The sequence below is a fragment of the Enterobacter cloacae complex sp. S1 genome (assembly GCF_014930525.1).
GTDB lineage: Bacteria > Pseudomonadota > Gammaproteobacteria > Enterobacterales > Enterobacteriaceae > Enterobacter > Enterobacter hormaechei_C.
In genome coordinates this window covers 166,703-191,402 of record NZ_JADBRE010000020.1, presented here as the reverse complement: position 1 = coordinate 191,402, position 24,700 = coordinate 166,703, and the positions used below count along the sequence as shown (strand labels likewise).

The 24,700-nt window shown below is 51.9% G+C and carries 25 protein-coding genes, 3 tRNA genes and 2 pseudogenes; 13 read left to right on the top strand and 17 right to left on the bottom strand.

Annotated elements, in window-relative coordinates; translation table 11 throughout:
• Window positions 1-406 precede the first annotated feature (406 nt).
• The 6 genes from uvrY to IM290_RS14805 all read left to right on the top strand — a co-directional run bounded on the left by uvrY (window position 407) and on the right by IM290_RS14805 (window position 3,959).
• The gene (gene uvrY / locus IM290_RS14830; RefSeq protein ID WP_017384478.1) at window positions 407-1,063 is read left to right on the top strand and encodes a UvrY/SirA/GacA family response regulator transcription factor; all 657 of its coding nucleotides are present in this window, start codon (window positions 407-409) and stop codon (window positions 1,061-1,063) included.
• Window positions 1,060-2,892, top strand: coding sequence for an excinuclease ABC subunit UvrC (uvrC, locus tag IM290_RS14825; protein WP_017384477.1), 1,833 nt, complete (start codon window positions 1,060-1,062; stop codon window positions 2,890-2,892). The genes uvrY and uvrC overlap by 4 nt, the downstream gene beginning before the upstream one ends.
• 56 nt (window positions 2,893-2,948) lie before the next feature.
• Window positions 2,949-3,497, top strand: coding sequence for a CDP-diacylglycerol--glycerol-3-phosphate 3-phosphatidyltransferase (gene pgsA, locus IM290_RS14820; RefSeq protein ID WP_003859652.1), 549 nt, complete (start codon window positions 2,949-2,951; stop codon window positions 3,495-3,497).
• A 163-nt stretch (window positions 3,498-3,660) separates the two neighbouring features.
• Window positions 3,661-3,736 (top strand) — tRNA-Gly (locus IM290_RS14815).
• Between the two features lie 51 nt (window positions 3,737-3,787).
• Window positions 3,788-3,861: transfer RNA gene (locus IM290_RS14810), tRNA-Cys, on the top strand.
• 11 nt (window positions 3,862-3,872) lie between these two features.
• Window positions 3,873-3,959, top strand: a tRNA-Leu gene (locus IM290_RS14805).
• Between the two features lie 332 nt (window positions 3,960-4,291).
• Here IM290_RS14805 and IM290_RS14800 read toward each other — a convergent pair.
• The 3 genes from IM290_RS14800 to IM290_RS14790 form a co-directional block, all read right to left on the bottom strand.
• Window positions 4,292-5,269 carry an NAD(P)H-quinone oxidoreductase gene (locus IM290_RS14800; protein WP_198421954.1) on the bottom strand — a complete coding sequence of 326 codons (978 nt, stop codon included), beginning with the start codon at window positions 5,267-5,269 and terminating at the stop codon, window positions 4,292-4,294.
• Window positions 5,270-5,423: 154 nt separating this feature from the next.
• Window positions 5,424-6,113, bottom strand: a complete 690-nt coding sequence (locus IM290_RS14795; RefSeq protein WP_193041504.1) for a type 1 glutamine amidotransferase domain-containing protein — start codon at window positions 6,111-6,113, stop codon at window positions 5,424-5,426.
• Window positions 6,114-6,167: 54 nt separating this feature from the next.
• A complete protein-coding gene (locus IM290_RS14790; protein ID WP_193041505.1) occupies window positions 6,168-7,121 on the bottom strand; it encodes an NAD-dependent epimerase/dehydratase family protein in 954 nt (317 codons plus the stop codon).
• A 106-nt stretch (window positions 7,122-7,227) separates the two neighbouring features.
• On the opposite strand from IM290_RS14790, the gene IM290_RS14785 reads away from it, so the two are divergent.
• Window positions 7,228-7,656 (top strand): MerR family transcriptional regulator, encoded by a 429-nt coding sequence (locus IM290_RS14785; RefSeq protein WP_193041506.1) that lies wholly within the window; start codon window positions 7,228-7,230, stop codon window positions 7,654-7,656.
• Between the two features lie 158 nt (window positions 7,657-7,814).
• Here the strand turns inward: IM290_RS14785 and IM290_RS14780 are convergent, their stop codons facing one another.
• Window positions 7,815-8,645, bottom strand: a complete 831-nt coding sequence (locus IM290_RS14780; RefSeq protein ID WP_032669606.1) for an alpha/beta fold hydrolase — start codon at window positions 8,643-8,645, stop codon at window positions 7,815-7,817.
• A gap of 464 nt (window positions 8,646-9,109) precedes the next feature.
• Window positions 9,110-9,193, bottom strand: a pseudogene (locus IM290_RS21650) (SOS response-associated peptidase); the annotation flags it as partial.
• Window positions 9,194-9,257: 64 nt separating this feature from the next.
• Between IM290_RS21650 and IM290_RS14775 the strand changes: the two are divergent.
• Window positions 9,258-9,527, top strand: a pseudogene (locus tag IM290_RS14775) (recombinase family protein); the annotation flags it as partial.
• A 44-nt stretch (window positions 9,528-9,571) separates the two neighbouring features.
• On the opposite strand, the gene IM290_RS14770 reads toward IM290_RS14775, so the two are convergent.
• The 7 genes from IM290_RS14770 to IM290_RS14740 form a co-directional block, all read right to left on the bottom strand.
• On the bottom strand, window positions 9,572-10,228 hold the full coding sequence (locus IM290_RS14770) for a class I SAM-dependent methyltransferase (protein WP_032669608.1): 657 nt from the start codon (window positions 10,226-10,228) through the stop codon (window positions 9,572-9,574).
• Between the two features lie 117 nt (window positions 10,229-10,345).
• Complete coding sequence (locus tag IM290_RS14765; RefSeq protein WP_071993550.1) at window positions 10,346-10,699, bottom strand: DUF4156 domain-containing protein; 354 nt, start codon at window positions 10,697-10,699, stop codon at window positions 10,346-10,348.
• Between the two features lie 285 nt (window positions 10,700-10,984).
• Window positions 10,985-11,701, bottom strand: coding sequence for an ABC transporter ATP-binding protein (locus IM290_RS14760; protein WP_017384431.1), 717 nt, complete (start codon window positions 11,699-11,701; stop codon window positions 10,985-10,987).
• Window positions 11,698-12,573, bottom strand: coding sequence for an ABC transporter ATP-binding protein (locus tag IM290_RS14755; RefSeq protein ID WP_193041507.1), 876 nt, complete (start codon window positions 12,571-12,573; stop codon window positions 11,698-11,700). Before IM290_RS14755 ends, IM290_RS14760 begins: the two co-directional genes overlap by 4 nt.
• Window positions 12,570-13,844 carry a high-affinity branched-chain amino acid ABC transporter permease LivM gene (gene livM, locus IM290_RS14750; protein WP_193041508.1) on the bottom strand — a complete coding sequence of 425 codons (1,275 nt, stop codon included), beginning with the start codon at window positions 13,842-13,844 and terminating at the stop codon, window positions 12,570-12,572. The genes IM290_RS14755 and livM overlap by 4 nt, the downstream gene beginning before the upstream one ends.
• Before the next feature lie 11 nt (window positions 13,845-13,855).
• Entirely contained in the window at window positions 13,856-14,770 is a 915-nt protein-coding gene (locus IM290_RS14745) for a branched-chain amino acid ABC transporter permease (RefSeq protein ID WP_003859667.1), read from the bottom strand.
• 68 nt (window positions 14,771-14,838) lie between these two features.
• Entirely contained in the window at window positions 14,839-15,960 is a 1,122-nt protein-coding gene (locus IM290_RS14740; RefSeq protein ID WP_192972367.1) for a branched-chain amino acid ABC transporter substrate-binding protein, read from the bottom strand.
• A 411-nt stretch (window positions 15,961-16,371) separates the two neighbouring features.
• On the opposite strand from IM290_RS14740, the gene IM290_RS14735 reads away from it, so the two are divergent.
• Window positions 16,372-17,040 (top strand): YecA family protein, encoded by a 669-nt coding sequence (locus IM290_RS14735; protein ID WP_003859671.1) that lies wholly within the window; start codon window positions 16,372-16,374, stop codon window positions 17,038-17,040.
• A 316-nt stretch (window positions 17,041-17,356) separates the two neighbouring features.
• On the opposite strand, the gene tyrP is transcribed toward IM290_RS14735, so the two are convergent.
• The gene (gene tyrP / locus IM290_RS14730) at window positions 17,357-18,568 is read right to left on the bottom strand and encodes a tyrosine transporter TyrP (RefSeq protein ID WP_193041509.1); all 1,212 of its coding nucleotides are present in this window, start codon (window positions 18,566-18,568) and stop codon (window positions 17,357-17,359) included.
• A 191-nt stretch (window positions 18,569-18,759) separates the two neighbouring features.
• On the opposite strand from tyrP, the gene IM290_RS14725 reads away from it, so the two are divergent.
• Entirely contained in the window at window positions 18,760-18,996 is a 237-nt protein-coding gene (locus IM290_RS14725; RefSeq protein WP_193041510.1) for a YecH family metal-binding protein, read from the top strand.
• A gap of 36 nt (window positions 18,997-19,032) precedes the next feature.
• On the opposite strand, the gene ftnA is transcribed toward IM290_RS14725, so the two are convergent.
• Window positions 19,033-19,530 carry a non-heme ferritin gene (gene ftnA / locus IM290_RS14720; protein WP_003859676.1) on the bottom strand — a complete coding sequence of 166 codons (498 nt, stop codon included), beginning with the start codon at window positions 19,528-19,530 and terminating at the stop codon, window positions 19,033-19,035.
• Window positions 19,531-19,730: 200 nt separating this feature from the next.
• Entirely contained in the window at window positions 19,731-20,069 is a 339-nt protein-coding gene (yecR, locus tag IM290_RS14715) for a YecR family lipoprotein (RefSeq protein ID WP_015570249.1), read from the bottom strand.
• A gap of 245 nt (window positions 20,070-20,314) precedes the next feature.
• Between yecR and IM290_RS14710 the strand changes: the two genes are divergently transcribed.
• Entirely contained in the window at window positions 20,315-20,953 is a 639-nt protein-coding gene (locus IM290_RS14710; protein WP_003859680.1) for an RpiB/LacA/LacB family sugar-phosphate isomerase, read from the top strand.
• Between the two features lie 42 nt (window positions 20,954-20,995).
• Here IM290_RS14710 and IM290_RS14705 read toward each other — a convergent pair whose 3' ends face one another.
• A complete protein-coding gene (locus tag IM290_RS14705; protein ID WP_047728064.1) occupies window positions 20,996-22,414 on the bottom strand; it encodes an MFS transporter in 1,419 nt (472 codons plus the stop codon).
• A gap of 214 nt (window positions 22,415-22,628) precedes the next feature.
• Here IM290_RS14705 and azuC point away from each other — a divergent pair, with 214 nt between their 5' ends.
• Window positions 22,629-22,712: a stress response protein AzuC gene (azuC, locus tag IM290_RS14700; RefSeq protein ID WP_003859682.1), complete on the top strand. Its 84-nt coding sequence runs from the start codon at window positions 22,629-22,631 to the stop codon at window positions 22,710-22,712.
• Between the two features lie 106 nt (window positions 22,713-22,818).
• Complete coding sequence (locus tag IM290_RS14695; RefSeq protein WP_003859683.1) at window positions 22,819-23,070, top strand: DUF2766 family protein; 252 nt, start codon at window positions 22,819-22,821, stop codon at window positions 23,068-23,070.
• 80 nt (window positions 23,071-23,150) lie between these two features.
• Here the strand turns inward: IM290_RS14695 and IM290_RS14690 are convergent, their stop codons facing one another.
• A complete protein-coding gene (locus IM290_RS14690) occupies window positions 23,151-24,494 on the bottom strand; it encodes an anaerobic C4-dicarboxylate transporter (protein WP_193041511.1) in 1,344 nt (447 codons plus the stop codon).
• Window positions 24,495-24,700 lie beyond the last annotated feature (206 nt).

Sequence of the window (24,700 nt, the reverse complement as noted above, 5' to 3'; positions counted from 1 at the left end):
GTATACCACAAGCTACGGCAAAAAATGCAGTGGTTGTTTTTTATACTTATCGCGCAGTGATTATTGGGCGGCGCGGATTATGAAGGTACTCTGTCCAATATGTTAGCGACAATTAAATGTTTATCCCCGGTTCGCCATTCGTTAATTGTTGTTACAAAAAATCGCGCGCTCTTTTTCGTTTGAGTTAACAACTGTTTTAGTAACTTTTCGAATGTCGATGCTAAAAAATAGCGGTAAAAGCCCGGCGGGCAAGGGTTTTCTTTCCACTTACTGTACAGCTTAATTTCCAAAAACGAGACCAGAATCGAATAGCCGATTTTTTAGCGTTTTAATCTTGCATGGAAAACCGTTAATATAAACCCAATTAGCAGTCAGTAGCGTTATCCCTATTCTGGAGACATTTCCTTTGATCAACGTCCTTCTTGTTGATGACCACGAACTGGTGCGCGCAGGGATACGACGCATTCTTGAAGATATAAAGGGTATTAAAGTTGCCGGCGAGGCGTGCTGTGGCGAAGATGCCGTCAAATGGTGTCGCGCTAACTCCGCAGACGTGGTGCTGATGGATATGAACATGCCCGGTATTGGCGGGCTTGAAGCCACGCGCAAAATCGCGCGCATGTTCGTTGATACCAAAGTCATCATGCTGACCGTCCATACCGAAAATCCGCTGCCTGCCAGGGTTATGCAGGCGGGTGCTGCCGGGTATCTCAGTAAAGGCGCCGCGCCGCAGGAAGTTGTCAATGCGATCCGCACCGTACACGCCGGGCAGCGCTACATCGCTTCTGATATTGCTCAACAGATGGCTCTGAGTCAGATTGAACCGGAAAAAACGGAATCTCCGTTTGCCAGTTTGTCTGAGCGCGAATTGCAGATTATGCTGATGATCACTAAAGGTCAGAAGGTGAATGAGATCTCAGAGCAGCTGAATCTCAGCCCGAAAACGGTCAACAGCTATCGCTATCGAATGTTCAGTAAACTGAACATTCACGGTGATGTCGAACTGACTCACCTGGCCATTCGCCATGGTTTGTGCAATGCGGAGTCGTTAATAAGTCAGTGAGTGAAGCGTTCGATTCAAAAGCATTTCTGAAAACCGTCACCAGCCAGCCAGGCGTCTACCGTATGTACGATGCTGGCGGTACGGTTATCTATGTCGGTAAGGCGAAAGATCTGAAGAAACGCCTTTCCAGCTATTTCCGCAGCAACCTTGCCTCCCGTAAAACCGAAGCGCTGGTCGCACTTATACACAACATTGATGTCACCGTAACGCATACGGAAACGGAAGCGCTGCTCCTTGAGCACAACTACATTAAGTTGTATCAGCCGCGCTACAACGTTCTGCTGCGCGATGACAAATCCTATCCGTTTATCTTCCTGAGCGGCGACACCCACCCGCGGCTGGCGATGCATCGTGGCGCTAAGCATGCGAAAGGTGAATATTTCGGCCCGTTCCCGAACGGTTATGCCGTGCGGGAAACGCTGGCGCTTTTGCAAAAAATCTTTCCTGTTCGCCAGTGCGAAAATAGCGTTTATCGCAACCGCTCCCGGCCATGCCTGCAATATCAGATTGGCCGCTGCCTGGGGCCGTGCGTTGAAGGGCTGGTGAGCGAAGAAGAGTACGCGCAGCAGGTGGAATATGTCCGCCTGTTTTTAGCCGGGAAAGACGATCAGGTGCTGACGCAACTGATTGCCCGTATGGAAAAAGCCAGCGCGGCGCTGGAATTTGAGGAGGCCGCACGCATCCGCGACCAGATTCAGGCGGTGCGCAGGGTGACCGAGAAGCAGTTTGTTTCCAATACGGGCGACGACCTCGATGTTATCGGCGTAGCCTTTGACGCCGGTCTGGCCTGCGTTCATGTGCTTTTTATTCGTCAGGGCAAAGTGCTCGGCAGCCGCAGCTACTTCCCGAAAGTGCCGGGCGGCACTGAGCTGGGTGAAGTGGTGGAGACCTTCGTCGGCCAGTTTTATTTGCAGGGCAGCCAGATGCGTACGCTGCCCTCGGAGATCCTGCTCGACTTCACGCTCGATGATAAAACCCTGCTGGCGGAGTCGCTTTCAGAGCTGGCAGGCCGCCGGGTGAATGTTCAGACGAAACCGCGCGGCGATCGCGCGCGTTATCTGAAGCTGGCGCGAACCAATGCCGCCACGGCGCTGACCACCAAACTGTCCCAGCAGTCGACCGTCAGCCAGCGTTTAACCGCGCTTGCTACGCTGCTTAAGCTGCCGGAAGTGAAACGCATGGAATGCTTCGACATCAGCCATACGATGGGTGAGCAGACCGTGGCGTCGTGTGTGGTCTTTGATGCCAACGGTCCGCTGCGGGCAGAGTATCGTCGCTATAACATCACCGGCATTACGCCCGGTGACGATTATGCCGCCATGAACCAGGTGCTGCGCCGTCGCTATGGTAAAGCGATTGAAGAGAGCAAAATCCCGGACGTTATCCTTATCGACGGCGGGAAAGGGCAGTTGGGGCAGGCGAAGGCGGTATTTGAATCGCTCGACGTGGAGTGGGATAAGAACCATCCGCTGCTGCTAGGGGTAGCGAAAGGGGCAGATCGTAAGGCTGGCCTGGAAACGCTGTTCTTTGAGCCGGAAGGCGAGGGCTTTAGCCTGCCGCCGGATTCCCCTGCGCTGCACGTGATCCAGCATATCCGCGATGAGTCGCACGATCATGCCATCAGTGGGCACCGTAAAAAACGGGCGAAAGTGAAAAATACCAGTACCCTTGAGACGATTGAAGGCGTCGGGCCAAAACGTCGCCAGATGCTGTTGAAGTATATGGGCGGATTGCAAGGATTACTCAACGCCAGTATGGAAGAAATTGCAAAAGTGCCGGGTATTTCGCAAGGGCTGGCAGAAAAGATCTACTACTCGTTGAAACATTGAGGGCTCTGTAGCAACATAGAGCTAAATTTTACTGACAACAGACAGTTACCGTCATCATGCGATTTAATATCCCTACGTTGCTCACTCTCTTTCGCGTTGTGCTCATTCCGTTCTTCGTCCTGGCCTTTTACCTGCCGGTCGTCTGGGCGCCTTTTGCCTGTGCGCTTATTTTCCTGATCGCTGCCGTGACGGACTGGTTTGACGGTTATCTGGCGCGTCGCTGGAACCAGAGTACCCGCTTTGGCGCGTTCCTCGATCCGGTTGCGGATAAGGTGATGGTGGCAATCGCGATGGTGCTGGTGGCGGAACATTATCATACCTGGTGGGTAACGCTGCCTGCCGCGACCATGATTGGCCGTGAGATTATTATCTCTGCCCTGCGCGAGTGGATGGCGGAGCTGGGTAAACGCAGCAGCGTGGCGGTGTCCTGGATCGGTAAAGTTAAAACCACCGCACAGATGGCGGCGCTGGTATGGATGCTGTGGCGTCCGAATGCCTGGGTAGAGTGGGCCGGCATTGGTCTGCTGTGGGTTGCGGCGGTGCTGACGCTGTGGTCAATGCTGCAATATTTGAACGCTGCGCGCGGTGATTTGCTTGAACAGTGATCGTTTCGGCTTAATTTTCAGCAAACGATCCTGAGATGCAAAAAATAACGTTGACTCAAAACGTCATATCAGTAGAATGCAACGCATCGAACGGCGGCACAGTTAGCCGGACGATAATGAAATCAAGTGGTTAGGAAGTAGTTAAATAGTTACTTGATGACATGCGGGAATAGCTCAGTTGGTAGAGCACGACCTTGCCAAGGTCGGGGTCGCGAGTTCGAGTCTCGTTTCCCGCTCCAGATTAATGCATCGGCAGTTTGCGGGTGCAGGTCGAAAGACAACAGATTTAAGGCGCGTTAGCAAAGCGGTTATGTAGCGGATTGCAAATCCGTCTAGTCCGGTTCGACTCCGGAACGCGCCTCCACTTTCTTCCCTGGCCGGATGGTGGAATCGGTAGACACAAGGGATTTAAAATCCCTCGGCGTTCGCGCTGTGTGGGTTCAAGTCCCACTCCGGCTACCATGGGAAAATGCAGAATAATCAAAGCAATAAGCAGTGTCGTGTAAACCACCGAAAGGTGGTTTTTTATTGCCTAATTTTCGCCATTCGCCATTCTTTCGCCATTCGGCTTCGCCACAAACAGAGGGCATTACTGCCCCCCGACTAACCGTGGTTGAGTTCCTGATGGTGAATCAGGTTGCAGGAGGTGCCTATACACCTGCAATGTTAATGGGTTCCAATCTTATAATGCAACTTCCCGGGACGGGACCGCTGAGGATTGTATAATCCTCCCGGGCGTGAATGGATATACTCACGCCCGCTAAACTCATCGCACTAAATGCGGGGATGTCCATTTATTCAAGGGTAAGAATGACTTTACCTATGTGGTTTCCGGCCTCAAGTAATTCATGTGCTGTCCGGACATCTTCAAATTTAACAACCCGGTGTATGACAGGTTTACACTTTCCTGATTCGATTAAAGGCCATACATTTTGTATCAGCTGTTGGGCTATTTCTCCTTTTTCCGCGTTATTCCGACTCCTCATCGTTGAGCCTGTTACCAGGGCTCTTTTAAGGATGAGCTCCTGAATATCAAACTCCTTAACAACCCTTCCCCCCATAAAACCAATCAGCACGAGGCGTCCGTCTTTTTTCAGAATATGCAGATTTTTGTTGAAATATGAGGCACCGACAATGTCAAGAATAACATCAACCCCTTTCCCGTCAGTTCTGCCCAGGATCTCTTCTTCAAAATTCTGTGTCCTGAAGTTAATCATCTCCCCGTACTTTTTCAGAGCGAGAACTTGCTCATCACTTCCTACGGTACCGAATAATTTAATATTCATGGCAGAGCATAAGGCGAGGGCGGTTGTCCCAATACCGCTTGCGGCACCATGGATTAGTACAACATCTCCAGGTTTCACTTTCCCCAGAGCAAAAAGATTGGCCCATACAGTAAAGTATGTTTCAGGAAGTGCAGCGGCTTCCGTAAGGCTTAAGTTATTTGGCGCAGGCAACACCTGACTGACCGGAACGGCACAAAATTCAGCATATCCGCCACCATTGGTGAGCGCACAAACACGATCTCCGACTGAAAAGTGAGTAACGTTTTTCCCAATTGCATGTACGATCCCAGCAACTTCTAGTCCAGGGACAGGGGTAACACCCTCCGGCATAGGATATTTCCCTTCCCTCTGCATAATATCAGGACGATTTACCCCTGCGGCTTTTACTGAAATGAGAACCTCGTTCTCACCACATTCCGGTATTTTGCCCTGGCTTACTTTAAGCACTTCAGGGCCGCCTGGTTTTGTTATCTCAATCAATTTCATCTCATCTATCCTGTTAACGTTCAAGAGGTTGAGTTCAGAACTTAACATCAGTAACTACCAGCTACAGACATCATTCAAAATTGCTCCGAATCAATTTGAGGCTTTTTATAAAAACGGGGGATTCGCAATCGTGAATCTCAGTCTAATTCTGGCGTCAATAATCGAGAAATGACACCACGCGCATGGCTGTCAGCTTCGCTGAAAATGGGTTCTGTCCTGTGATCAGTCGCCCGTCAACGACAACGTTGGGGGTAAATGGTAGCAAAGCCTTCTCATATCTGGCTCCCCTTTGCTTCATCTCCTGCTGCGCGTTGTATGGCATCTCACGGGAGATACCCGCTAGAATTTCCTCTGTCCATGAAAAGCCAGTGATTCTACGGGACTTAACGAGAAGCTCACCATCAGATAAGCGGGTATTCAACAGACCGCAATAACCATGGCAAACAGAGGACACAATGCCTCTCTGTTCATGAATATCCCGCGTAATTTGCTGAAGCCTAACATTTTCTGGAAAATCCCACATAACAGCATGACCACCAGTGAAATAAATTGCGTCATATTCAGAGGAGTCGATTTGCTCAGGACTGAGAGTATTCTCAAGAAGTTCCATTCTGGAAGGATCACTAAGCCAGTTCCGAGCAGAATTATCTAAAAATGGCCACTTGAGGGATCGGGGTTCTAAGGGGGACGGGCCACCTGCTGGACTCACGATTATTTGTCTGAAGCCGTGAGCTGCAAAAATATCGTACGCATGAGTGAGCTCTGACAGCCAAAGCCCGGTTTTATGCTCCGGGTCGTCATAATGAGATACATTGGTAACAACATGTAATATAGACCGAATCATGCTAGAACCTTCTGGTGTTTGTCAGAGATTGTTGTTAACAACCAGCCAGAGTGGTTAGTCATCTTTATTTAACGCAGATGTTGCTTTCCATTCAGTGTATAAATTTTCCAGGCCCTGCCGATAAGTTGTTATACGAAAGTCCGGGAAACGTGACTTAAATTTTGAAGAATCAAAAAGATTATCTGCTTCATAGCGCGGAAGGAGCTCTCGCAATTCTCGCGGCCCTTTAGAAAATATACCTGCGATGTATAAGGGGATTTTATTGAGAACAGACCATGAGGTCTCTATTCCAAAAACACTGCATGCCTGAGAAACAAATTGCGCATATGTAATTGGTTCTTCGCAGCAGGGCAGATGCCAGGTCTGGCCATAAGCATCTGGAGTATTACCCAGCAGCGCTAAAGCCCTGCTGGCATCGGGGGTCCAGATGAGCGTTCGTAATGTGTCATCACGCAATGGGACGAGTGGTTTTTTTCCTGCTTTAAGCCTGTCTAAAACCAGAGCATTTGTAAAACTTTGGGTTTTCCCGGGCCCATAAAATTCAGGGGCACGACCAATGAGTACAGGAATCTCACCCCGCAGCATCTCCTCTAGCACCATGTTCGCCATCATTGCCCGGACACGCCCTTTTCTCCCAGATGGCTGAAACGGCATGTCTTCCGTCTGTCGTCTGCTGTCCTGAGGGTACATATACGTATTGTCAAAATAGACAAAATGAGCCCCTACTTGCCGGGTGGCATTCAGTGCATTCTGAAGCATCACCGGAAATTGCTTCTCCCAGAGGGAGGAATCCGGTGGTAGGCCTGCTGCAAAATACACAATGCGGCTACCTTTTACCGCATTCAGGGTCTGACTGCCATCAAGCAAATCAGCTGACATAAGGGTATCAGTGTCATTGACCTTATGCGGATTGCGGCTGACAAGCCTTAGGTCAGCACTGAAGGAATGTGTTAACTCGCGGGCAAGTTCCCGGGCAATCTGTCCGCTTGCTCCCAGAATCGTTTGCATTTATTTCCTCTTCATACAATTTTTGGCTGATGTACCGGGACATTGACTTTTTTAAAAGTATAAGATTAAAGTTAACTTTAATGTCAAGAAATTCACCGGAGATGAAATGAAGATAGGAGATCTGGCAAAAGCGACGGGTCTAACACCTTCCCGCATACGTTATTACGAGGCGGAAGGCCTGATCAGTGCTCCTCCCCGACAGGATAATGGCTATCGCCATTATCCGCCTGAGACCGCATTGATACTCATGCTTATTGACCGGGCACAAAGATTTGGGTTCACGCTTGAGCAAATCCGTCAGGTATTACCTCAGGGGAAAGGAAGCTGGAACCATGAAGGATTAGTTGCTTCTCTTGAATCCAGGGTTGAGGAGATCCGACTCCTACAGCAGCAACTGAGGGAAAATCAGACCATGATACTGAATTTAATCAGTGGCATCGAAAACAGGCCGGAGGGTATTTCATGCCAGGAAAATATGTTGCGGGTTATGACGCTGATGCAGGTTGATGCGCCGGTTCTTCATTCTATTAAGTAATCTGGCAGACATTGTGCCAGGTCTGTTTCAGTATGAAGAGTTAATTAACAAAGCCTGATTTGTAAGACACGGCTCCCTTGTACACAACCATGATGACTCCGTCACCGGTACAAAATACCGGTAACGGAGTAAAGAATTTAGATATTTTATCAGCCAGGTTAACTGTTTATAAATGCAAGAAGATCTGCGTTAACCTGATCAGCGTGTGTAGTGGGTATGCCGTGGGGAGCTCCTTTATAAGTATTGAGTTTCCCATTTTTGACCAGTTCAGCCGACAACTTACCGGAATCATCATAAGGGACAACCTGATCGTCATCGCCATGAATCACCAGTACAGGGATGGATATTCCTTTCAGGTCTTCAGTAAAGTCGGTTTGCGAAAAAGCAACGATCCCATCGTAATGCGCTTTGGCGCTCCCCATCATACCCTGTCGCCACCAGTTATAAATAACAGCTTCGGAAGGAGCCGAACCGGAGCGGTTAAATCCATAAAAAGGTCCAGCAGGAACGTCGTAATAGAACTGGGCGCGATTAGCAGCCAGTTGCGCTTGCAGATCATCAAATACTGATTTGGGCGTTCCCTGTGGATTATTGTCGGTTTTCACCATCAATGGCGGTACGGCACTGATTAACACGGCTTTTGAAACTTTATCTTCACCATGTCTGGCAATATAACGTACAACTTCGCCACCGCCGGTTGAATGGCCAACATGCATTGCGCCCTGTACATTGAGATGTTCCACAACGGCTGCAACATCATCTGCATAATGATCCATGTCGTGGCCATCCCACACCTGTTCCGAACGACCATGCCCACGTCTGTCATGTGCCACAACGCGGAAGCCTTTATTTACGAAGAATAACATCTGGGCGTCCCAGTCATCGCTACTCAGAGGCCAGCCGTGATGGAAAAAAATAACTTGACCATCCTTTGGACCCCAGTCCTTGTAGAAGATTTCAACGCCATCGCGAGTTGTTACATAACCCATGTCACTTCTCCACTCAGATAAACTGTCATTGGGCAGTGCTTATCCTGCTCAACTCTTCGTAAAGGGCAGAACTAACTGATAAGTACCGATCCTGTTACCGGCCTTGATTCAACCGTAACTGTAGTATAGGTTTAAAGTCAACTTGAAGGTCAATGAGGGTTATGAGATTGTTTGAGGGCTTTTAGTGTAGGATACAAAAAAAACTTCTCAGGGAGAGGAGGGGATTGCTGACTCTGGAATCACAGGAAGGAGAGCTCACGGTGGACTCGAGCCATGATTTTGACTTTAAAAAGCAGGACTTGTTATCTCACTAAGTCTGCAATTCGCACACTGCGGACCTGTCAACCAGCTGGTTGGTCTGCTCCGTGCCAGGGCGGATGTTGCAACTACTCCTCGTAATAGTACCACCATCCATGTGCGTAGCCTCGCAACACCAGATCGAGATGCAGCTGCTCGTCGCGTTATAATACTTTTGTTTCGGGGGCAGCGTTGTACACACAAATCGGTTCCGGATCGTATGCGATGTTACGTTCAGCTTCGTCGGTCAGGTATACCGGATACTCTTCACGAGTTTAAGCTTGTGCAAAACAAGCCTCCACTAACTATGTAATGGACAGCATCGACACTTCCAGCTCAGTGGGGCGTTTCATTTTTACATGATGTCAGTCCTGGCCGAGATAGAAAGGGAGTGGAACGTTGAACGCACCCGGGCAGGACTGGCGGCAGCCCGTGATAAAGGTGAATAGGTGGCAGATGTCCGAAATTTACTCCAGAGCAATGGGCTCAGGCAGGTTGGTCGCAAACGGAGTGGACAGTAAGCAGGTGGCAATTATTTACGACGTTGCGGTGTGCACTCTGTATAAAAAGTTTCCGGCCAGATAGCATGAAGAAAACGCCATCCCATAATATGGAATGGCGAGTTTTGGTTATCTCTTGCTGTAAGCAGTGTAAAGAGCTACAACTCCTTTAACGATGACTTCAACATTAACAAAATGCCTTGAAAGTATTTTTCTCAATTCATCCTCAGAGTCATGGGTATTTGAAAAGATACCTTTTCGGTTGTAAACAGTCATTAGCTTCTTTCCAAAACCATTATGTATTACTCCATCACCCAGGATGGTTGCACCGTAAAGAACGCCATCTTTAGTCAAAGCCATTTTGGCGTTTTCAATGACGGTGCCTTTGTCTGACATACTTCCCGGAAGGCAATGAAGAAGATAAAACATGGATATAGAATCAAATTTATCACGGAGTGATTCAGGATAACATTCAAAAACATCGTGTATAATTTTACTCTGGATTCTCGCTTCCCCAACCTTTGCTGATGCAGCACTCAGGCTGGCAGAATTTAGATCCATAAGAGAAATGTTGCAGTTAGCGGGGATACTTCTGAGGTAATATCCGGTCCCGACTCCGATATCAAGATGGTTCAAACTTAAATGTTGTAAAAAGTGAGGAAGCAGGTACTTCTTTGTCGGGCAACGCCATGCATAATTATTGGAAATGCTGAGAACCCACCAGTCATAAAGATTCAGCGTAAATGGCGTGTAGACTTTAGCCCCTTCATTAGTTATTTTATTCATTAATTTCACCTTGTAACAGTTTGCAGAGTGAATTAAATCAATAATTCTTAACAATTACAAGGAAATAAGGGCCGCAAGACACCATACTGATACGTCGGTACACTGCGGCATATAGATTTAATTGCAGCGCCACGCGCTACCGGTGATAACAACGTTAGTTTCTTGTGAACCGCCACCGTTACCATCGTAGTAACCGCTGTTACCAGCCCGGTTAGTTATAAGGGAAACTGCGTTTCCACCTAACTTTGCCGTATTATTGCGTAGTGAATTTAAAGCGCCAGTTTCCAGATTGGCATTTGAAGTCCAGCCACCGGTGAGAAAATTACCTTGCTCACCTGTAACTGTCCCGAGGAAAGTGCAATCACCTTTTGGATCGCCGTTAGTAACACGCACAGATTGCGCCCTTGAATCAAGCTGATTAGCGCTGCAAGCAGTTAACAGCAATGGGATGATAAATGCTATTTTCTTCATGAAACTACTCTAAACAGGTAAAGGATAATGGTACGCAGTATATTAAACGGTTTACTTCAACGGTCGCTCAATAATCAACTAAAAGTTGATGGACTCTGAAGTTATCAAATGCCATACCACGCTCTGTGCAACAGTGTGGCGTGGTTGACTGGTGGTTGTTCATGCCCGTGCAGCCAGCGAGCATAGTGGAGATATGCTAAAGACCAAGCTGAAGAACTGTGGGCGAATCGGATACCAGCCACATGTCGGATTACTGTGAGTTTTTCTCACTATAGCCTTTTCGTTTCACACTCCACCCAGATACGCCTTCCTCACCTCCGGATCCTTCAGCAACGCCTCGCCGCTGCCGCTTAACCGAATCTGCCCGTTAACCATCACATAGCCGCGGTCGGACAACTTCAGCGCGTGGTGCGCATTCTGCTCGACCAGAAAAATCGTCATTCCGTTACGGGCCAGTTCGCGCAGCGTCTGGAAAATCTGTTTAACCACAATTGGCGCGAGGCCGAGGCTGGGTTCATCCAGCAGCAGAAGTTTGGGACGGCTCATCAGCGCGCGGGCGATAGCCAGCATCTGCTGTTCACCGCCGGAGAGCGTCATCGCCCGCTGGTTACGTCGCTCCTTGAGGCGGGGGAAGAGGTCGAACATGCTTTGCATATCTTCCGCTGCATGCTGATTGCCGACGGGGATTGTCCCCATCAGCAGGTTCTCTTCTACAGACATATCCGGGAAAATGCGTCGCCCCTCAGGTGCCTGCGCGATGCCGCCGGTGGCAACATAGTGGGTAGATTTGTGGCTGATATCCTCGCCGCAGAAGAGGATCTGCCCGTTGCGGATCCGGGGCTGACCAAACACAGACATCAGTAATGTTGACTTCCCCGCGCCGTTAGCGCCAATCAGGGCCACGGTTTCCCCTTTGTTAACCTCAAGCGAAACCTGCTTCAAGGCCTGGATCACCCCGTAGAAAACATCCACATCCTGAAACTGAAGCATCGGTTCGCTCACAGATTTACCTCGCTTTCGTCGGTGCCCAGATACGCGGCAATCACTTTTTCATTGTGCTGGATCTCAGCCGGTTTACCTCTGGCAATCACATCGCCATGATCGAGCACAATGATGTCATCTGAAATGCCCATCACCATCCCCATATCATGCTCGATCAGCAAAACCGTGATGTCATGGTGGTCGCGCAGGAACCGGATGATCTCACTCAGCTTGTGCGTTTCCACCGGGTTGAGGCCGGCAGCAGGTTCATCGAGACAAATCATCTCCGGGCCGGTACACATGGCGCGGGCGATTTCGAGGCGTCGTTGCTGGCCATAGGACATTTCCCCGGCCAGACGGTTCGCGCAATCCACCAGATCCACCACCTCCAGCCAGTAAAACGCCCGGTCCAGCGCATCGTTCTCTGAGCGACGATACGCAGGGGTGTTCAGCACCCCCGCCAGCAGATTGCGGTTGACGCGCATGTGCTGTGCCACCAGCAGGTTTTCCACAACGGACATCTCGCGGAACAGGCGAATGTTCTGAAACGTGCGCGCAAGACCCGCGCGGTTCACCAGATGCGTGCCGCCAAACATCTTATAGAACAGGCGTTGACCAAGCTGCGCCGGGTTGAGCCAGTCGTCCGGCTGGAATTTCTGGCCGAGCACCTGAATGACATTGGTGGTTTTATTTCGTGCATTGAACAGAATGTTGCCGCCGGAGGCCCGGTAGAAACCGGTCAGGCAGTTAAAGACGGTCGTTTTTCCCGCGCCGTTAGGCCCAATGAGTGCGGTAATGGAGCCGCGCTGCACCTCAAGACTGACGTCGTTTAAGGCCTTGATCCCGCCGAAGTGCATCATCAGATGTTCTACATGTAAAATCGTTGCGTTCATGGCGCCACTCCTTTACGCACGGCAAATCCGCTGCGGTTGATGCGGATCAGACCGCGAGGACGCCAGATCATCATCACCACCATCAGCATGCCAAACAGCAGCACGCGATATTCCGCAAAGCTGCGCAGCAGTTCCGGCGTGACGGTCAGCACAAAGGCGGCCAGTACGACGCCGACGGTGGAGCCCATCCCGCCCAGGACCACAATGGCGAGGATCAGGGCCGATTCAAAAAAGGTGAAAGAGGTCGGGTTAACAAACCCCTGGTAGGTGGCAAAAAACACCCCGGCGATACCTGCCGTCGATGCGCCCAGGGTGAAGGCCGAGAGTTTGACCAGAACGTGATTCAGCCCCATGGAACGGCAGGCAATCTCATCCTCACGGAGCGCTTCCCACGCCCGTCCAATGGGCATTCGGGTCAGCCGGTGTTTAATGTATAGCACCAGCATGACTACCAGGAAAAGCACCGCATAGATGAAGATAAACTTCAAGTTGGGGTTATAGGCCAGGCCGAAGAACTCATGGAAGGGGACGCCGCCTTCTTTGGCGCGTCGGCCAAACTCCAGGCCAAAAAAGGTCGGGGCAGGGGCTGAAACGCCGTTAGGCCCGCCGGTGAAGGTGAGCCAGTTGTTCAGCACCAGGCGGATGATCTCGCCAAACCCGAGCGTGACGATGGCGAGATAATCCCCGTGCATGCGCAGCACCGGAAAGCCGAGCAGAGCGCCCGCGCCCGCGGCCATCAGCGCCGCCAGCGGCAGCATGCTCCAGAACCCAAGTCCAAGATACTGATACCCGAGCGCCAGCCCGTAAGCGCCAATGGCATAGAAGGCGACATAACCCAGATCCAGCAGCCCTGCCAGGCCAACAACAATATTCAGCCCAAGACCGAGCAGGACGTAGATCAGTCCGAGAATGGCAACCGTCAGAACGTATTTAGTGGCCACAAACGGGAAGCAGATCGCCAGCGTGACAATCAGCGGAATGATCCAGCGCATGCGGCTCTTATACGCCGGCGGCCGGACATACACCCCCGCATTGTCGGATTCAAACCGCGCCTGTAAACGTCTTCCGGCCGCCGTAGCTGAAAAGGCGCTCAGCAAAAAGCGTCCCACCATCACCGTGCCAACAATCCACGCCAGCCGCTGGCCGTCAAAGGTAAAGCTGTAACCATCCAGTATCACGCCCGCAATCGGGCCGAAAATAATCAGGGCGATCATTCCGGAAAAAATCGAGTCCAGAATGCAGCGCTTCAGGGAAAAACCGTCAGAGGTCATCGCGTTATTCCTTACACTTTAGCCACGACAGGGCGGCCCAGCAGCCCCTGAGGACGGAAGATCAGAATTAAGACCAGCAATCCAAACGAGAACACGTCTTTATAATCCGAGTTCACCATCCCGGAGAATTGCGCTTCTGCGACGCCCAGAATCAGCCCGCCAAGCATCGCACCGGGCAGAGAGCCGATGCCACCCAGCACCGCCGCAGTAAAGGCCTTGATGCCGATAACGAACCCGACGTAAAAATCAAAGGTGCCGTAATTCATGGTGATCAGCACGCCCGCCAGCCCGGCCATGGCTGCGCCGATAACAAACACCAGCGAAATAATTCTGTCGGTGTTGATACCCAGAATGGAGGCCATCTTACGATCCTGCTGCACCGCACGGCACATGCGTCCTAAGCGGGTACGGTTGATAATCCAGGTCAGCACCAGCATGCCCGCGAACGAGGCGATGAGAATAAAGACTTTGGTATAGGTTATCTGGACAAACCCTTCGCCAAGGTGAAAACGCAGCACGCCATCCAGCATGGTGGGCACGCCCTGCTGGCGCGGGCCCTGGCTGAGCTGGACGTAGTTTTGCAGTATCAACGACATCCCGATGGCCGAAATCAGCGGCGCCAGACGCGTCGAGTTGCGTAGCGGCTTATAGGCGATGCGCTCAATCGTCCAGCCATAAACGCCGGTGACCACGATGGTGAAAACCAGCGTCCCCAGGATCAGCAGCGGAAAGGAGTGGAGTCCAAAAAACGCCAGCAGGGCCAGGCCAATGGCCGAGAGATAGGCGGAGATCATATACACTTCGCCGTGGGCGAAATTGATCATACCGATGATGCCGTACACCATGGTGTAGCCGATGGCGATAAGACCGTAGACCGAACCCAGCGTTAAGCCATTAATTAATTGTTGCAGGAAGAATGTACTCATGGTCGCGCACCTGAATAAAGGGTTACGCCGACAGTCAGACCTGCCGGCGCTGAGCAGATTCCGTCCCGTTATGGCACTTCTTTATATTTGCCTTTGTCATCCCACTGGTAGACCACGTAGTCAGAGACTTTGAGGTCACCTTTGCTGTCCCAGGCTTTTTTACCCATTACCGTGTCGACAGGGTTGGCCTTCAGCCACTCGCTGGCTTTTGCGGAATCCGTCCCTTTCGTGGCCTTGAATGCCGCCGCGATAGCCTGCACAGACGCGTAGGCGTAGAGGGTATATCCTTCAGGTTCAAATTTACCGGTGCGGAATTTCTCGATGACGGCTTTTCCGTCCGGGATCAGGCGCGGATCTTTACCGAAGGTCATGTAAATACCGTTGGTGTACTGCGCCCCACCGGCGGCGGTGACCATCTCTTCATTGACGATACAGTCTCCCGAGAAGAACTTCGCCTGCACGCCCTGTTCACGCATCTGGCGAACCAGCGGGCCTGCTTCCGGGTGACAGCCTCCGAAGAACACCACGTCCGGTTTTTGTGCGCCGATTTTGGTCACCAGCGCGTTGAAGTCTTTCTCCCCGCGGGATAACCCTTCGTACATCACCTCCTTCACGCCGCGTTTCGCCAGCGCCGCCTTAGTGGCGTCCGCCAGTCCCTGGCCGTAGGTGTCTTTATCGTGGATGATGACCACCCGTTTGGCTTTCAGCTTATCAAGAATGAAATCGCTAGCGACCTGGCCCTGCTGGTCGTCACGTCCGCACATGCGAAATATATCGCTCATGCCACGTTCGGTAATAAGCGGGTTCGTTGAGCCGGGGGTGATGGAGAGGATCCCGGCATCGCTATAGACCTCGGAGGCGGGCATGGTCGACGAGGAGCAGAAGTGGCCGACGACCGCTTTCACCTTATCCTGATCGACTAAGCGGTTGGCAACGGCGACGGCCTGTTTGGGCTCGCAGGCGTCGTCGCCCTGAACCAGTTTGATTTTCTCACCGTTGATCCCGCCAGCGGCGTTAATGTCTTCCGCCGCCTGCGTAGCGCCATGCCAGTATTGATCGCCATAGGTTGCGTTCGGGCCTGTGAACGGCCCGGCCACGCCGATGACGATATCGGCCTGCGCGGAAAAGGCCATCACCAGACAACCGGCCAGCACCAGGGAGAGGGGAGTTTTGGTAAATTTCAGCGACATTATTATGTTCCTTAGCAAAGAGGTTTTTGCACCAGGTATAAACCCGAACGCCTGATGGCATCGTAAATCCAAAAACAAGAGCGAGAACAAAATGCACTTTAGAAGCAATCTCATGCTTAATACGGCGAGGATCCCACGCACCGCGAAGCGCGCAGAACATTAAGCAAAAAGGTTGCCAGAATGGTTAATCCCTTGACCGGGTCACAACACGTTGAGTATAGAGCGCCGTTTTATGCGCCTTTGCGGGATGAGATGAATTTACAGCGGAGATCACATCTCCTTAACAACAAAGCCCATAAGTTGTGCAACGGTCACGATTTGCACGTTTTTGCAGCAAGAAAGACCTAAACTTCAGATAGGCACGCGCGGCGATATATGTCAGGATCGTTTTTTTTATCAGGAGTATCAGCAATGGCTGAAGGCCCATTAAATGAAAGCGAGATGGCGTGGCTGGAAGAGACATTAATCTCTTACGGTCACGACGATGCATCCGTGATTGACGTGTCCGAACTGGACGGCATGCTTACCGCAGTACTTTCCGGTCCCGTTGTGGTGGAGCCCGACACCTGGCTGGTGGCGGTCTGGGGTGGTGAGAAATATATTCCGCGCTGGAAAAACGATCGTGAGATGAACCGTTTTATCGATCTCTGCTTTAAGCACATGAACGATATTGCCGAGCGTTTGAGCGAATACCCGGATCAGTTTGAACCGCTGTTTGGCTATAACGACGTTGACGGTCAGAGCTATACCGTGGTGGAAGAGTGGTGCTATGGTTACATGCGCGGCGTGGCGCTGACGGACTGGTCATCCCTGCCGGAAGCGCTGGAAGCGGACCTGGCGGTGATTGCCCTGCACGGGACGGAAGAGAACAGCGAGAAGCTGGATGCGCTGACCGAAGAGGAGTACATGGCCAGCATCGAGAGCATTCAGCCTGCGGCGCTGCGTTTGTATAACTACTGGGTGGCTAACCCGCAGCAGCCGGAAGCGAAAAAGCCGATCGTGAACGGGTCGAAGGTGGGGCGTAACGATCCGTGCCCGTGCGGGAGTGGGAAGAAGTTTAAAAGCTGTTGCCTGCATTAAACCATTAATTACTGTAGCCTGAATGGGGCACGGGTGTTGAGTCCCCGCTAAAATCGGCGAACCGGAGACCAGATGACAAGGGCTGGACGCCATGGATGGCGGCCAGAGGCGAATCGAGACAGGATGTCGAGTTGAGCCGACCGCAGGCAGATGGTCGGGAGGTGAGCGCAGTGCGAAGCACCGATTTTCCGCGGGGCCGCGGGGATTGATAAGGGGGCCGCGGCGGCCCCCTTATCCCGTTCACATGCTGTGAAAAAATTATATTCTGTTGATCTTAAGGTGAACGGAACAGTACCTCAGGACATGTATAAATAAGTTATCCCACTTCCGGCAGCATTCCCGCTGCAATCAGCACCTGCACCAGAATAATCACCACCCCACAACCAAACACCACGCACAGCAGCGGCTTACCACCCACCACGCGATACCCCTGCTGCGGATGCTGCATGCGGCTCTTCCACGCCAGCAGGGAAGGCAGCAGCAGGGCCAGTACCGATAACGCCACGCCAGCATACCCCAGCGCCATCACAAACCCGCGCGGGTAAAAGAGCGCGAAGGCCAGCGGCGGCAGGAAGGTCATCGCCCCCGTCTGTAAGCGTCCCGCAACGGTATTGCGACGCTGGAACAGATCCGCCATATAGTCAAACAGGCCAAGCGCCACTCCGAGGAAGGACGTTGCCAGCGCCAGGTCTGCAAACAGATGTACCGCCAGCTCCACGTGTGAAGAGGCCACCACGTTACGCAGGGCAACCAGGAATCCATTCAGACCAGAATGCTCTGCCATCAGTCCGATAAAGGTATTGGAATCAATACTGCCCAGCGTCACCAGCTGCCAGAACAGGTAAGCAATCAACGGAATGGCGCTGCCGATAACAAAGACGCGGCGCAGCTTGCGAATATCACCGTTCATATAGCTCACAATGCTCGGCACGCTGCCGTGAAAACCGAAGGAGGTGAAAATAACCGGGATGGCCGAAAGCGCCAGACCTTTCTCCAGCGGGAGGGAGAGCAGGTTAACCTTGTGAACATGCGGTGCAAGCAGCACCAGCATCACAATCAGGAAGAGAATTTTGGCGCTGAACAAAAAACGGTTAAACAGATCGACCAGCGATGTGCCCGCGCAAACTACGCCGCCACCGATCAGCGTAAAGACAATGGCGCCTGTTTCCGGTGAAAGCGACGCACCGAAGCCGTCATTGATACTTGACGCAATCAACTCCCCGGCGCCGCTGATGTAAGCGGCAGTCAGGGCGTACATCAGGAACATCATGCTGAAACCGGTGATCCACTGCCCGTAGCGTCCAAGATAGCGTGCAGCCAGGGAGCCTAAGCCAGTATCGGCAGGGACATGCTGATAAACCTCCAGCAATAATAGCGCGGTGTAACACATCAGGGCCCACAGACCGCCCAGCAGCACTACGGTAACCCCAAACCCGACGCCGGCGGCAGCCAACGGCATGGCCAACATTCCTGCGCCAATTGTCGTTCCGGCGACGATAAAAATACTTCCCAGAGTTCTGTTCTTCACGCTTTCCTCTACACCGCTTCCATACCGCGACTCATTCTGCGGCGCAGAGTAAGGGAAAAGCACCATCTCGTCAAATCACCGTTACAAAGGGTGTAATGATTAATTTACAAAAAGAAAAGGGTAACCTGAGCCAGCGCAAAGCGTGCCGTGGAGGGAACGTTTAGTCTGCTTTTTATTTGCGAGAGGTAACCATGTCAATTCACGGACACGACGTGCTGAATATGATGATTGAGTCAGGTGAGCGCTATACGGAGGAGAGACTGGTTGAGGCGATACATGCCCGCTTTGGCGAAGCGGCGCGTTTCCATACCTGTTCAGCTTCGGAGATGACGGCCGCGGAGCTGGTGGCGTTTCTGGCGGCGCGCGGAAAATTCATTCCAGCAGCAGACGGATTTTCCACTCACGAAAGTAAAATCTGCCGCCATTAAATAATGCGGTGCTAAAAACTCAGCACCGCTTTTCTGTTAATTCTGGGTATCAAGCGTCGACAGCTCTTTATCAATGAAGTACAGACCTTCCCCGGATTTACCTGCCAGAGATAATTTATCCAGCACGGATTTGAACAGCTTCTCTTCTTCGTGCTGTTCAGCCACATACCACTGAAGGAAATTAAAGGTTGGATAATCCTGGCTGGTCATGGCGGCATGAGCCAGTTCATTAATTTTCTGGGTGATCAGCTGTTCATGCTCATAGGTGGCGCGGAACAGTTCATCAAGAGAGCCGTATTCGGCAAAAGGCGATGCCACGTTATCAATGCGCGGCAGGCTGCCGGTGTCCGTCAGGTAATCAAACAGACGCTGCATGTGCGTCATCTCTTCCTGGGCATGACGACGCAGGAAGGCGGCCGCCCCTTCAAAGCTGTGATAGCTGCACCAGGCGCTCATCTGCTGATAAAGCAGGGAAGAAAAAAGCTCAAGATTCATTTGCGCATTGAGCTTGTCGATCATTTCAGTTTTTAACATGGTGCAGCTCCGGTTTATTAATTCTGGTTCACGATGAGCGACACTATAATTTGTTATTTAATTATTTGCAAAAAGTAAAATAAATATTTTTTTATTAAAAATACGAATTGGAATAAAACGCATTGCCGTCATTTATATTTATTAATGAGAATTGTTTTAGTTCTTGTTAAATAAACTGCCAGCGTGACTGGCAGTAGCGGTTAATACCACGGATTCTGGCTGGAAGAGGTAACAGCATATCCCTGACATTTATACTGAATGGTCACACTTTCGTTCAGACAGAGTGAACCGCTGATCAGGGTGCAGGTTTTAATTGGCTGCCCGTAGGCTGACGCAGTGGCGTAGCCCATATGTTGACAGGCTTTGGTTGCCGTACCGTTATTAACATACTCATCAGACCAGGCGTTTTGCAGCATGGCCTGGCCATAGTCGAGGCGCACAATTCCGTTTGGGGCATCCGTACTGCTGACTTCTGCCTGACGGTTGATACTGCACCCGGCGAGCAACAGGATCGTTCCGGCTATGATTACACGTTTCATGGTTCACTCTGCGTGACGGGAAATACGCCATTGTAACCAACGCGATGGTACGCAATGGCTGGAATAGCCGGAGGATCTGCCCTCTCACTGTGCAACGAGCCGGGCCACCGCGCGAAATTGTGAGCGCATCTTTGTTTTTTAAAACAAGCTTTCACTTAATTTGAAAGTGCGTTTGTTTAATAGTAAGGTTAAGTTGAAAAGGTATCCACAGCGGGATCGCCCGCCATGCATTCAGGAGAGACAAGATGAAAATTGCACTGATGATGGAAAACAGCCAGGCCGCTAAGAATCCCATCATCCTTAATGAGCTGAAAGCCGTTGCTGATGAGAAAGGTTTTCCGGTCTATAACGTCGGTATGAGTGATGAGAACGATCATCATCTCACCTATATTCACCTGGGCATCATGGCGAGCATTCTGCTTAACGCTAAAGCCGTTGATTTTGTTGTTACCGGCTGCGGTACCGGGCAGGGCGCGCTGATGTCCCTGAACATCCATCCGGGTGTGATTTGCGGTTACTGCATCGATCCTGCGGATGCTTTCCTGTTTGCGCAAATCAACAACGGTAACGCGCTTTCTCTGCCGTTTGCGAAGGGCTTCGGCTGGGGGGCAGAACTGAACGTACGCTTTATCTTTGAGAAAGCGTTTACCGGACGCAATGGCGAAGGCTATCCACCAGAACGTAAAGAGCCGCAGGTGCGTAACGCCGGGATCCTGAACCAGGTGAAAGCGGCGGTGGTGAAAGAAAACTATCTGGATACCCTGCGAGCAATCGATCCTGAGCTGGTTAAAACCGCCGTATCAGGCCAGCGCTTCCAGCAGTGCTTCTTCGAGAACTGCCAGGACAAAGAGATTGAAGCCTTCGTGCGCGGTATTGTTGGCTGATTTACTTTGCCGGGCGGTGCGTTGCCTGCCCGGCAGATAGCGTTACTTTTTCGATGAGACCGCGCTGCCCGCATCTTTGGTCAGACGCAGCGTGTCAACCATTCCCACCAGGCAGATCAGCGCGATTGCCACAAATGCCAGCCGGAAGCTCATTCCCGGCATAACGGCAATCCCCATCGCCTCACTGACTTTTTCCCCGATACGAATACCAATCGCCCCGAGCGTGATCCCAAGCCCCACGGCAAGCTGCGTTGCGGTTGAAAACAGGGTATTGGCATAGCTCATCTGCGCCGATGGCACATCCGCAAAAGCCAGCGTACTGATGGCTGTAAACTGAATCGAACGGAAAACGCCGCCCAGATAAAGGATCAGCATGATGAGCCACGCGGGCGTCTGCGGCGTAAGAAACGCGCAGGCCAGCAACGCCAGGACATTCAACGCACCGTTAATCAGCAACAGCCGCTTAAACCCCAGGCTGCGGATCAGCGGCGTCGTCGCCGGTTTAATGGTGAGATTGCCAACGAAAACCGCCAGCACCAGCAGGCCAGAATGGAACGCGTCCATGCCAAAGCCGACCTGGAACATCAGCGGTAACAGGAACGGAACCGCGCTGATGGAGGCGCGAAACAGCGATCCGCCGTACAGGGTGACGCGAAACGTCGGCACCTGCATCGCATCGAGCCTGATCATCGGCCAGGTTGCCCGCTTAAAGTGACGCAGCGCCAGGCTTAAGGCGACGACACCGACGATAAACAGCGTGGCGGTTAATCCTGTTCGCAGAGGCTCTGCGCCCATCAACTCCATCGCATAAACCAGGCTCACCATGGCAAGGGTGGTGACAACAAAACCTGGTAAATCAAACGGTCGGCGCGTATCTTCATGCAGGTCTGGAATGATGCGCAGTGCCAGCAAAATGGCGATTATCCCCAGCGGCACGTTAATAAAGAAGATCCAGCGCCAGTCGGCATAACTGGTAATGAACCCACCCAGCGGCGGGCCGATGATCGGCGCGACCAGCGCAGGCCACGTCAGGGTGGCGATTGCCGTGATGAGCTGATGTTTTGGCGTGGTGCGTAGCACGGCCAGGCGACCTACGGGCACCATCAGCGCGCCACCCATGCCCTGGAGGACGCGCATCGCAACGAACTGATCGAGCGTGGTGGACAGGCCGCAAAATACCGAGGCCAGCGTGAAGATCGCCAGCGCGAGGGCAAACACTTTTCGCGCGCCGAAGCGGTCGGCGATCCAGCCGCTGGCGGGGATCAGTACGGCCAGGGTGATCAGATAGGCGCTGATGCCGATATTCAGATCCACCGCCTGGTCGCCGAAGCTTTTTGCCATATCCGGCAACGCGGTGGCGATCACCGTCCCATCCAGAAACTCCATAAAGAAAGCACCGGCCACCAGCAGCGCCGCAGGCGATAATCCACGGCTTTCTTTGCCGGATACGTTTTCACTCATTCTCTTCCTGCCCGCTCAAAAAATTTTATAAACATTTACTAGAATTTATAAGCCTGTAACGTGCGGATTTATCATGGCTTTTTTTAACAAACCAGCAGCACTGAGGGTTTAATAACCGTGACGCAAGTCACAAAATGGTTGATTTTTGTGATGGTGGTCATATTATAAGCGTATTGACAATAACACCTGCATAACACGTTACTGGAGCAACATAATGAAACTGCGCAAAATCCTGAAAAGCATGTGGGCAAACTACTGCACAACGTTTAAAGACGTCCCACCGGGTGCGATGTTCTGATAAAAAAACCTGCTTCGGCAGGTTTTTTTATGTCTGCGGACGACGAGAGGGAGATGGAAGGGCGTCTGTTTTGCTACTATGGCGGCCTTTGAATAAGGAGAACCCCATGTCACAAAACCTGAGCGCCGATCAGGAACTGGTATCTGACGTCGTCGCCTGCCAGCTGGTTATCAAACAAATCCTTGATGTAATTGACGTTATCGCGCCGGTAGAAGTGCGCGAAAAGATGTCGACCCAACTGAAAAACATCGATTTCACCAACCATCCTGCTGCGGCGGACCCGGTTACGCTCCGCGCGATCCAGAAAGCGATTGCGCTGATTGAACTCCGCTTCACACCGCAGGGCGAGTCTCACTAAAATAAACCGATGTTTTAAAATTAGAAACTCTTTTCTGCTTTTACGTCGAAGGGCGACAGAGCCTGTCGCCCGCAGAAGGATCAGAAGAACGTCTGCACCAGCAGATAGCTCACCACGCAGGCACAGCTGACGCCAATCAGCCCCGGCAGAATAAAGCTGTGGTTGATGATGAATTTACCGATGCGGGTGGTGCCGGAGCGATCGAACCCGATACAGGCCAGATCGCTCGGATAGGTGGGCAGCACAAAGTAGCCGTAGGATGCCGGGAAGAAGGCCACCAGCATTTTCGGATCGATGCCCAGCATCAACCCCATCGGGGCGACCGCGGTCAAGGCCGCAGCCTGGCTGTTGACCAGTTTTGATACCAGGAACAGCACGATGGCATACGTCCAGGGATGACTTTTCACCACCCCCTCCAGCGCCATTTTCAGCTCGTCGAGATGCGCCTGAAAAAAGGTATCGCTCATCCACGCCACGCCAAACACCGAGAAAATCGCGACCATCCCCGCCTTAAATACCGCCCCGTTTGAAATGGCCGACGCATTCACCTTGCAGGTCATCAGCATGATGGCCCCGGCGATCAGCATCATCATTTGAATGACAAGGTTCATCGACAGGGCCGTCATTTTCCCTTTGATCTCAAACGCCGGACGCAGCTCGGGCAGCGCACCCAGCAGGACCACTACGGCAATTCCGGCGAAGAAGATCCACGTGGACCAGTAGGCCTGTTTCGGGAAACGTTGATCCATCAACGTCTCCGTTCCTCCATAGATAAACTCCCGCTGTTTCGGATCTTTCAGCTTTTCCAGAAATTCAGGATCGTCTGCGAGGTTTTTCCCGCGACGCAAGCTCCACAGTGCCGCAATGGCGACGCCAGACAGTGAGGCCGGTACGGAGACCGCAAGAATTTCGAGGATCCCCCACGCGTGGCCGATACCGTGCTGCGCACCCAGAATCGAGACCAGCGAAACGACGGCCACGGAAACGGGGGAGGCGGTGATCGCCATCTGAGATGCCACCGAGGCCACCGCCATCGGCCGTTCCGGGCGTATGCCTTTTTTCAGGGCGATATCCGCGATAATGGGAAACATGGTGTAGACGACGTGCCCGGTCCCGCACAGTAAGGTCAACATCCAGGTGGTAAACGGTGCGAGAAGGGTGATGTGCTGGGGATGTTTACGCAGCAGGCGCTCTGCAAACTGCATCATTACATTCAGGCCACCGGCGGTCTGTAGCGTGGCCGCACAGCCGATGACGGCGAGGATCGTGAGCATCACGTCAACCGGCGGTTTACCGGGTTGCAGACCAAAGACAAAACTCAAAACAAACAGGCCGATGCCGCTTATCAGCCCCAGGCCCATCCCGCCGAAGCGGGTGCCTATCAGCAGGCAGAGGATAATGACAATAAACTCAATGGTGATCATGATGCTCCCTCGTTAATGAATGTAATTAAATAAATCATTACACGATGTATGGTTATTCATTGGGAGCAAGATCTGATTTGTTAAATGTCAGCAAAAGCAGGGAGTTGGTACCCACTCCCTGACGGGCTGAGGGATCCCCAGTAATTTGAAAGCAAAAGCGATAACGTTGCCTTCAGAATAACTGAAGGCTTTCAGCGATGCCTCGG

Coding starts and splice junctions, on each gene's coding strand:
- pgsA (WP_003859652.1), top strand. CDS start 2,949: ATGCGATTTAATATCCCTACGTTGCTCACTCTCTTTCGCGTTGTGCTC.
- IM290_RS14800 (WP_198421954.1), bottom strand. CDS start 5,269: ATGAAATTGATTGAGATAACAAAACCAGGCGGCCCTGAAGTGCTTAAA.
- IM290_RS14795 (WP_193041504.1), bottom strand. CDS start 6,113: ATGATTCGGTCTATATTACATGTTGTTACCAATGTATCTCATTATGAC.
- IM290_RS14790 (WP_193041505.1), bottom strand. CDS start 7,121: ATGCAAACGATTCTGGGAGCAAGCGGACAGATTGCCCGGGAACTTGCC.
- IM290_RS14785 (WP_193041506.1), top strand. CDS start 7,228: ATGAAGATAGGAGATCTGGCAAAAGCGACGGGTCTAACACCTTCCCGC.
- IM290_RS14780 (WP_032669606.1), bottom strand. CDS start 8,645: ATGGGTTATGTAACAACTCGCGATGGCGTTGAAATCTTCTACAAGGAC.
- IM290_RS14770 (WP_032669608.1), bottom strand. CDS start 10,228: ATGAATAAAATAACTAATGAAGGGGCTAAAGTCTACACGCCATTTACG.
- IM290_RS14765 (WP_071993550.1), bottom strand. CDS start 10,699: ATGAAGAAAATAGCATTTATCATCCCATTGCTGTTAACTGCTTGCAGC.
- IM290_RS14755 (WP_193041507.1), bottom strand. CDS start 12,573: ATGAACGCAACGATTTTACATGTAGAACATCTGATGATGCACTTCGGC.
- livM (WP_193041508.1), bottom strand. CDS start 13,844: ATGACCTCTGACGGTTTTTCCCTGAAGCGCTGCATTCTGGACTCGATT.
- IM290_RS14745 (WP_003859667.1), bottom strand. CDS start 14,770: ATGAGTACATTCTTCCTGCAACAATTAATTAATGGCTTAACGCTGGGT.
- IM290_RS14740 (WP_192972367.1), bottom strand. CDS start 15,960: ATGTCGCTGAAATTTACCAAAACTCCCCTCTCCCTGGTGCTGGCCGGT.
- IM290_RS14735 (WP_003859671.1), top strand. CDS start 16,372: ATGGCTGAAGGCCCATTAAATGAAAGCGAGATGGCGTGGCTGGAAGAG.
- IM290_RS14725 (WP_193041510.1), top strand. CDS start 18,760: ATGTCAATTCACGGACACGACGTGCTGAATATGATGATTGAGTCAGGT.
- ftnA (WP_003859676.1), bottom strand. CDS start 19,530: ATGTTAAAAACTGAAATGATCGACAAGCTCAATGCGCAAATGAATCTT.
- yecR (WP_015570249.1), bottom strand. CDS start 20,069: ATGAAACGTGTAATCATAGCCGGAACGATCCTGTTGCTCGCCGGGTGC.
- IM290_RS14710 (WP_003859680.1), top strand. CDS start 20,315: ATGAAAATTGCACTGATGATGGAAAACAGCCAGGCCGCTAAGAATCCC.
- IM290_RS14705 (WP_047728064.1), bottom strand. CDS start 22,414: ATGAGTGAAAACGTATCCGGCAAAGAAAGCCGTGGATTATCGCCTGCG.
- azuC (WP_003859682.1), top strand. CDS start 22,629: ATGAAACTGCGCAAAATCCTGAAAAGCATGTGGGCAAACTACTGCACA.
- IM290_RS14695 (WP_003859683.1), top strand. CDS start 22,819: ATGTCACAAAACCTGAGCGCCGATCAGGAACTGGTATCTGACGTCGTC.
- IM290_RS14690 (WP_193041511.1), bottom strand. CDS start 24,494: ATGATCACCATTGAGTTTATTGTCATTATCCTCTGCCTGCTGATAGGC.